Source organism: uncultured Abyssibacter sp., from assembly GCF_964000955.1.
Lineage (GTDB): Bacteria > Pseudomonadota > Gammaproteobacteria > Nevskiales > OUC007 > Abyssibacter.
This window is the reverse complement of the sequence record NZ_CAXFCL010000184.1, coordinates 1-4,045: the sequence shown is the minus strand read 5'-3', so window position 1 is coordinate 4,045 and position 4,045 is coordinate 1. Positions and strand designations below refer to the sequence as shown.

At 67.4% G+C, this 4,045-nt stretch carries 3 protein-coding genes; all 3 read right to left on the bottom strand.

What is annotated here, in order from left to right:
• Window positions 1–2,557 (bottom strand): efflux RND transporter permease subunit (locus ABNS06_RS08870; protein ID WP_348673995.1); only part of this gene is annotated, 2,557 nt, incomplete at its 3' end.
• A complete protein-coding gene (locus ABNS06_RS08865) occupies window positions 2,554–3,525 on the bottom strand; it encodes an efflux RND transporter periplasmic adaptor subunit (protein WP_348673997.1) in 972 nt (323 codons plus the stop codon). The genes ABNS06_RS08865 and ABNS06_RS08870, both read right to left, overlap by 4 nt.
• Before the next feature lie 218 nt (window positions 3,526–3,743).
• The coding region (locus ABNS06_RS08860; RefSeq protein WP_348673994.1) for a PQQ-binding-like beta-propeller repeat protein at window positions 3,744–4,045 on the bottom strand (302 nt) is incomplete at its 5' end.

Genomic DNA, 4,045 nt, shown 5'->3' with positions numbered 1-4,045 from the left:
GCATCGCCAACGAGAAACCGCCGATCATCTCGGACATGTATTCCAGATCGCCGGACAGCACCAGTTCCACGCCATGCGGCAGGTTTTGCATCGACGGCAGAGCCTGCGCCGCCTTCAACACGTCACCAACCGGCTGGCCGTTCAGGCCCACCGACAAGGTGACCACGCGGCGCCGATCGTAGCGGTCGATCTGGGCCGGCCCGCCGGCGATCTCGATGTCCGCGATGTTGCGCAGCGGGACCGGAGCGCCCTGAGCGCTGTTGATTCGCAGCTGCCCGATCATGTCGGGATTCGTCCGCGCCGACGGGTCAAGCTGCACGCGGACGTACACCTGGCGCCCCGGCAGATTCAGCCGCGGCAGGTTGAAGTCGTAATCACCCACGGTGGCGATGCGCACGGCGCGGCCAATCGCCTCCGAGGTGATGCCCAGCTCCGCGGCCCGGGCGAAATCCGGGCGGATGACGATTTCCGGCCGCATCAGGCTGGCCGTCGACGTGACGATGCCCACATTCGGCAATGTGCGCAGCTCGGCGCCGACATCCTGCGCGGCCTTGAGCAGCAGGTCCGGCTCGTCGCTGGCCAGCAGCAGGTTCATCTTCTCGCCCAGCAGGCCGCGACCGATGCTGATCCGCGCGCCAGGAATCGGCGCCAGCGCATCCCGCATCGCGATGCGGATTTCGTCAATGCCGCGCGTGCGCTCATCGGGTGGCAGCAGCCGTGCCGTGAGCTGCGCCTTGCGCACCTCCGCCGCCGCGTTGTCGGCACGCATGTTGCCGGTCTGCACACCGGCTCCGATGGTCGTGTAAACCGACGGAATGTTGGGCAGTTCAAGCAGACGGCGCCGGGCCTCCTCGGCCAGCGCGCGGGTCTGTTCCAGCGAGCTGCCGGGCGGCGCCTCGACGATGGCGACCTCGGTGGAGGTGTCCTGCGCGGCGATGAAGGCCATCGGCAACTGGCTGATCACGAACACCGAGCCGGCGAAGAACGCACCAGCCCCCACGACCGTGGACACCGGGTGTTCCAGGCACCAGCGTACCGAGACCAGGTAACGACGCATCAACGCGCCATCCCCGTGCTGCTCCGGCGTGGGCTTGAGGATGTAGGCCGCCATCATCGGCGTGAGCAGCCGCGCCACCAGCAGCGAAAACATCACCGCGGCGGCGGCGGTCCAGCCGAACTGCCGGAACAGACTGCCGGTCAGTCCGCTCACAAACGCGGTGGGCAGGAACACCGCGACCAGGGTCAGCGTGGTCGCGATCACGGCCAGGCCGATCTCGTCGGCGGCCTCCTTCGCGGCCTGCATGGGCGGCTTGCCCATTTGCAGATGCCGCATGATGTTCTCGACCTCGACGATGGCATCGTCGACCAGAATCCCGATGACCAGGGTCAGCGCCAGCAGGGTCAGCACGTTGAGGTCGTAGCCGACGATCGACAGCACCAGAAAGGTCGGGATGATGGACAGCGGCAGGGCCACGGCGGAGACCAGCGTGGCCCGCCAGTCGCGCAGGAACAGCCAGACGACGAGCACGGCGAGAATGCAGCCCTCGTAGAGCGCCTTCATCGCGACCTCGTACTCCGAGCGGCTGAAGTCCACGGTATTGGAGACTTCGACAAACTCGATGTGCGGATAGTCGGCCCGCAACGTCGCGATGGCCTTGCGGGCCGTCTCGGCGGTGCCAACCTCGTCGTGACCGCGGGCGCGCATCACCTCGAAACTGACGACCGGTTCGCCGTCCAGCAACGCCAGCTGGCGCCGTTCGGCATGGGTATCACGAACATCGGCGACATCACCCAGCCGGATGCGTCGGCCATCGGTCAGCGGCAGCGACATCGCGGCCAGTTCCGATGCGCTGCTCACCTTGCCCAACGTGCGGACGGATTGTTCCAGCCCGCCCAGATCGCCACGGCCGCCGGGGGCCTCCTGCTGCATGCGGCTGAGCTGGCTGCTGATCTCGCCCGCCGTCACGCGCAGGGCCTGCAAGCGCACCGGGTCCAGCTCCACCCGAACCTCGCGCGTCACCCCGCCCTGTCGCCGCACCTGGGCGATGCCCTTCTGCTTCAGCAACTCGCGGCCGACCACATCATCCACAAACCAGGACAGGTCCGCCTCGTCCATCGCCTCCGACGACAGCGCGTAGGTCAGCACGGGCAGACCCGCGATTTCCACGCGGGCGACGATGGGTTCCTGCAACGCTGACGGCAGCGTCGAGCGAATGCGGGTGATGGCATCGCGGGTGTCGATCACGGCCTGCTGGGTCTCCTTGTCGTAGGAGAACTCCACGATCATGTTCACCGCGCCATCGTTGATGGTGGTCGTCACATGCCGCACGCTGCCGATGCTGGACACCGAATCCTCGATCGGGCGGGCGACCTCGGCTTCCAGCTGTTCCGGTGACGCCCCCGGCAGATTGGCCGTGACCGTGACCGACGGGAATTCCATGTCCGGCATGCTCTGCACGCCGAGCTTGGCGAAAGCGACCAGCCCCGCCGCGGTGAGCATGAAGAACAGCAGGATTGACGGCGTGGGCTGACGAATCGCCCAGGCGGAAACATTCATGATCCGGACGCCACGATGTCCACCCGGTCGCCATCGGACAGGAAAGCACCGCCTGCCTTCACGAAGCGCTGATCGCGGGTTGCCCCCTCGAGAATCTCGACCTGGCCGGCATGCCGGCGACCGGTCGTGATCTTGATGCGGCGGGCACGCTGCTGATCGTCGATCCGCACCAGATACTGATTGCCGTCACGCAGCACGACGGCGGTTTGCGGCAGGGCCAGCGCCTCGCTGGAGGTGAGCAGGAATCGGCCGGAGACATACATGCCGGCGGCCAGGCCGCTATTCACGGGCAGATCCACGTAGGCGATTCCGTTGCGGGTGCGCGGATTCACCGTCGGGGAGAGCTGGCGCAGCGTGCCGGTGACGGTCTCGCCACCCGGGCCGGCCAGTTCCGCCGTCGCGCCCGACTGCAGGCGCGGCATCGCATCGGCAGGCAGCTCGGCGCGCCATTCCAGACGGTTCTGACGCACCAGCCGAAACAGCTCCTCACCCATCGTGCTCACGCCACCCAGCGTGGCCGATCTTGATGAGATGACGCCGTCATCGGGCGCCACGACCCGCGCATGCGCCAGCTCCAGCGCCTGCGCTTCGCGCTGGGCCCTCACGGATGCCAGCTGCGCCGCCGAGACCGCGGCGCCGGTGCGGTAATCCTCGATCACCTGCCGGGAGACCGCGGCGGTTTGTTCCAGGCGATCCGCCCGGTCCAGGTCCGCCTGGGCGCGGGCATGGGTTGCCTCGGCCTCAGCCAATGCCGCATCCAGCCGGGCCAGCCTGGCGCGCAGCATGTCCTCGTTGTACCGCGCGAGGAGCTGCCCCTTGCTGACCACGTCACCGATCTCGACCAGGGTCTCCTGCAAGCGAACGCCGGAGACTTCCGCGCCGACGATGGCCTCCTGCCAGGCGCTCACTTCTCCGCTGGCGGTCAACACCTGAGGCCAAACCTCGACTCGCGGCGACACCAGTTCCACCGTCAAGACGGCGCGTGTCTCCTCCGTCTCTTCCGACGCTGGCTGACCACAGGCACTCATCAACACCACCGGAAGCACCAGGGCCCAGCCCGCGGCAACACGCTTCCACCCTCTCCGGCACTTCACAGGCTTCAACAAAACCGACTCCCCCTGTCGATATCGGACCACGGCGGCGCGGCTCGGGTGGAGCCGTGGCGAATCGCGGCCGCCGACGCTGATCAGCGCTTGAGTTTGTAGGCGACGACCGAGTCGCCCATGGTCGAGCCGTACATGCTGTGCCCCCCGGCGGTCAGTACGACGTATTGCGTACCGCCATCCTCGTAGGTCATCGGCGGCGCCATGCCGGCCGCGGGCAGTTCCGCGTGCCACAGGGTTTCACCCGTGCGCAGATCGAAGGCCCGCAGACGGTCATCCAGCGTGTAGCCGATGAAGACCAGACCACCGGCCGTGACCAGTGGGCCGCCCGCCCCCGGTGTGCCGAAATTCACGTCGAAGGGCAGATGCGCCATCTTGTGGATGC